Source organism: Joostella atrarenae, assembly GCF_021764745.1.
GTDB lineage: Bacteria > Bacteroidota > Bacteroidia > Flavobacteriales > Flavobacteriaceae > Galbibacter > Galbibacter atrarenae.
Map to the genome: position 1 here is coordinate 1 of NZ_JAETXX010000027.1, position 4,662 is coordinate 4,662.

3 protein-coding genes and 1 pseudogene are annotated in these 4,662 nt (G+C 30.3%); 2 read left to right on the forward strand and 2 right to left on the reverse strand.

Annotated elements, in window-relative coordinates; genetic code table 11:
• Positions 1–272 (forward strand): annotated as a pseudogene (locus JM658_RS16825) (hypothetical protein); the annotation flags it as partial.
• Positions 273–284: 12 nt separating this feature from the next.
• Positions 285–563 (forward strand): hypothetical protein, encoded by a 279-nt coding sequence (locus JM658_RS16830; RefSeq protein WP_236961023.1) that lies wholly within the window; start codon positions 285–287, stop codon positions 561–563.
• Positions 564–663: 100 nt separating this feature from the next.
• On the opposite strand, the gene JM658_RS16835 is transcribed toward JM658_RS16830, so the two are convergent.
• On the reverse strand, positions 664–3,924 hold the full coding sequence (locus tag JM658_RS16835; protein WP_236961038.1) for a T9SS type B sorting domain-containing protein: 3,261 nt from the start codon (positions 3,922–3,924) through the stop codon (positions 664–666).
• A 77-nt stretch (positions 3,925–4,001) separates the two neighbouring features.
• Positions 4,002–4,662 (reverse strand): hypothetical protein (locus JM658_RS16840; protein ID WP_236961040.1); only part of this gene is annotated, 661 nt, incomplete at its 5' end.

Consider the following 4,662-nt stretch of genomic DNA (forward strand, 5'->3'; position numbering starts at 1 on the left):
CCTCAAGAACCGAGCGGGATAATCATATGCCAAAAGAGGATATTACTCAAAATAGTGTGTATCATTCCCATAAAAATAATGGTTTTTGTATAAGATGTCATTCAGCTATCGAGTTAAATATAGATAAACCGCTATGTGGAAGGTGTTTTCCTGTGTGGGTTAGGTTTGAAGATATTACTTATCCTGAGAAGTATTGTATCTCATGCGGAAATGAAAAACAGACCAGTTTTTCAAAACCTGCATGTTATAGTTGTTATAAAAAGTTCAATTAAATATATAGGATTATGACCATACATTTAGCCAATGAAGAACAAGAATTGATTATTGAGTCTATAGAGCACAGGATTATAATAGATCCTAAATGGTCTGATAAACTAAATCCTATTCTTAATGAATTAAGATTAAAATATAATCATACACCCCATTTACACAAATCACATCGATTATATATTAGTGGTTGTCTTGAAGAATTATTAATGGAAATAGATGATCATTCAAATCTTAAAAATGGAATCAAACATGGTTTAGCCTTAAAAATATTGAATAAACTAAATAATAAATAAATTTACAATTTTATAATATTTCCATAGAGTCGTTTAGGTACTATACTGAGAGGTTGAAATGATTTTTTATCTACACACTTTATGTGATACTCTACTATTTTTATCTCTTTAAAGTAAAATGTCCTGATTTTATTTCATTATTTTCTAATTCAATTTTAAACCAATAATCTGATGCTGCCATCATTTTACCATTATAAGTTCCGTCCCATCCCATTGATTTTTCATTTAAAGTGAACAATAGCTTTCCATAACGATCATAAATATATATCCAATAATGCTTTGGAACCCCATTACCAGTTAGCTGCCAAGTATCATTATAACCATCGCCATTTGGTGTGAAAAATTTTGGATATCCTAAAATTGAAATTGATTTTATTAATAATCCACATCCTCCAACTTCCCTGACATACACTGTATAATTTCCAGATTCTAAATTAGAAAAAACAGGATCTATTTGATATTGATCTCCATCCAAAGAATATTCATACGCTAAACTGGAATTAATATTTATTACTATAGAATTATTATCACCTAACTCGTTTACCTTAATAACATAATTTTCTATCTCTTCTTGATCATGAAGTTCTATTAAAAGTGTTGAAAAAGTACTTGAACAAGAACCATTTTCTAAAGTATAGGTGTATAATCCTTCTGTATCTAGTTTTGGATCAAAAATATTACCTCCACTTTTCAAAGTAGGAGTCCATACTCCTCCCGTGTCAGGTAGCCCGTTTAACAAAGTAAGTAAATCCACTTCTCCTCCATCCTTACATAAAGAAACAATATTATTCTTTCCAGGATTTCCATTGTTATTTATTGTAACTTCAATTTCAGATGTATCTTGACATTCACCATTTGATATTGTGTATGTATAAACCCCCGATTGATCTATTCCTGGATCAAAAACTCCTGGATCAGCACCCAAAATAGGAAACCATGTCCCTCCCTTATCAGGATTACCCTTTAAATATTCGAATAAGTTTATTGAGGAACTATCCTCACAAAGAGAAATTTTAGTATCCGTTCCAGCATTTGGAATATCTTCTACAATTATTTCTATCTGGGTAGAGATAGATCCGCAAGCTCCCCCGTCAATGATATATTTATAAACTCCAGATGAATCTATATTTGTATCAAAAGTATCATTCTTTTGATGTAGTTCAGGAACCCACTTTCCTCTTATATCAGGTTTACCTTCTATATAATCAAACAGATTTATTTTTCCCTGATCTTTACATAGTCTAACTATTTGATCTTCAAAACTAGCTGGAATTGAATCTATAAAAACCTTTATTTGAGATGTATCCAATCCACAATTGCCTTTTTCAACAGTATAAGTATAAACACCTACAGCATCAATGGAGGGATTAAAAATACTAGTTTTACTTTTCAAAGCAGGAGTCCATGTTCCTCCCATATCTGGACTTCCTCCTAAATAATCATATAAGTTTATTTCTTCATTTTCACATATAACTACTATTCCATCTAAACCTGCATTCGGCATTTGGCTTACTGAAACCTTCACTTGAGAGGAAGTCGATCCACAAAACCCATTATCGATAGTATATGTATATGTTCCTGATGAATCTAATACCGGATTAAAATATCCTGTACCACTTACTAGTGTCGGGCTCCATTTCCCTCCTTCATCAGGTTCTCCTTCTATATAATTAAATAAATTTACAACTTTATCATCTCCACATAAATCAACATATCCATCCATTCCAGCATCAAGAATATTTATTTCTTGAAAATCATATATCTCATTAGAGTCAATATCTGCTGGAGTTGTATAACCATTTTTTACATTAATTACCATTCCTTCAGCGTCTACTATAACAACTGAATCTCCTAAAACCCCATCACCATCATCGTCTATAAACCCAGCTTCAATTACATCATAACACCCATCATTATCACTATCTAAATCCTGATGATCAGGATATCCATCCCCGTCAAAATCTCTTAACATATCTCCTTGTTGCTCAACAATATCTAATATTCCATCATTATCATCATCAAGGTCCACAGCATCCAATACTCCATCATCATCAAAATCTGGAAAACAGGCTTCCCTTACTTCCTCCAAGGAACTACACTTAGATGGATTGTATAATACTACCCCACCTGCAATATTTCCATTTGCTAATAAATTACATAATGCAGAACAATCACTAAGTATTGTATTCTTTATAATGGACAAAGCTGAATCATTAGTTTCTGATATTTCAATTAGATTTTCTAGTCCATCTAAATTAGATAAAGAACTGTTGTGTGCAATATTCAAAGTTCGAAGCTTACTCAACTTGCTAAAACCAAGAATATTATTTAGCTTCTCATTATTTCCAAGTCCGAGTGTCCCTATTAATCTCTGAAGATTTTTGAACCCACTGATTTGTTCAAGATTATCATTATCATATATATCCAAATTACCCCAATAAGGATTTAAACTTCCTATTTCTTGTATATTATTGAATCCACTAATATCTGTTAAAGAAAGGTTGAATATTGACATCCCACTTCCTATAACTTTTAAGTTATCAAACATAGGAATACTATTTAAAGGACATCTTTCAAGAGTAATTAATTGAGAAACTTCTTCGAGATTTTTAAACCCATATATTTGAAAAAGATTTAAATTATCGGTTATATTAAGACTATTTCCAATCTTTATTAAAGTATTGAAGCCTCCAAAAGCTTCCAAGCTATTATTTCTAACAATAACGATACTATCATCAATAGTCTCAAGAAAATTAAAAGCATTAATTGAATTTAATTTTTTATTATCCGATATGTATAGAGTTCCAGTAAGATTAACCAACTTATTAAAACCAGATATTGAGCTTAAAGATGAATTCCCAGCTATACGAAGCATCTCACCAACATATTCTAATGTATTAAATCCATTAATGGTTACCAATTCATTGTAATTCTCACTTATACTTAATCTACCTGTGATTGTGTTCAAACTTAAAAAATCATCAATCTCATTTAGTGAATGGTTATTTTCAATAATAAAGTTTCCGCCTATGCTTTCTAAACGGTTAAAGTTGGCCAACTTAGATAATGGCTCTTTGTCAGGCAAATATGAATTATTATATGTAATAATAAAATCTCCTGTTACACGCTCTAAATTTATAAAATTGCTAATCTCCGAAACAGCAGTTGATTGTATTTCTAATGTCCCATTTATTATTTTTAAGGATGTAAACTTAGAAAGATCATAAACCTCCTTTCCTATTATTCTCACATTTCCATTAATTACATCACAATTTGGATAGTCAATTATAAACTGGTCTATTTCTGCTTGAGAATATAAATCAATATTACCAGCTGGGCATTGAGATTGTAAAAAACTCACAATTAATCCAAAACAAAAAAATAACACGTATTTAGAATTATTTCTTAAAAAATGATATAAGAACATTAACATCACTACTATTTAATTATAAATTGACCACTGAACTCAGCCCCCTGAATAGTTAAAATAAATTGAAAGATCCCTGATTTTGCATTTGTACCATCCCAGATATATTTATTTTCATCCGTTTCTGGTACTACTGTAAATGATTCTTCATTTTCAATACTTTTAATAATGAGTTCTGATCCTGTTAAGTCAATTCCTCGAGTTATCTTAAACTCTAGAGGTTCAGAGTTATCATATACTACTCCATCAATTAAATTAGCTTTAAATAAATTGTTCGAAAATGATTCTATAGGAAGAAAATATATTTTGTTTTCATCAATTTCATAAAATTTGTTAGATAATGTTTTCCAATTTCCATTAGTAAAAACTAAAATCTTAATCTCCATAGTATCAGAAACAGTAATTTTAAAATTAGTTTCGTTATGATAATCTTCTTTTAAAACTTTTATAAAAACCTCTTGGACACCCTCATTTTCAGTAATTACACTTATTTGAGTCTCACTAGAAGACTGTCCACTTATTAAACCTTCTATAAGTTCATCGTTATATCGAATTTCATATTCTGATTCAGGCATGGATACAGTATTTATATATATAGGTTGTGCACATCCTTCAATGGAATAATTTATACTAATTGCTTCTCCCCAACAACCAGTTACATCATTCTGTCCC

What these genes read in the sequence shown, in the direction of transcription:
- JM658_RS16830 (WP_236961023.1), top strand. Translation starts at nt 285, where the DNA reads ATGACCATACATTTAGCCAATGAAGAACAAGAATTGATTATTGAGTCT.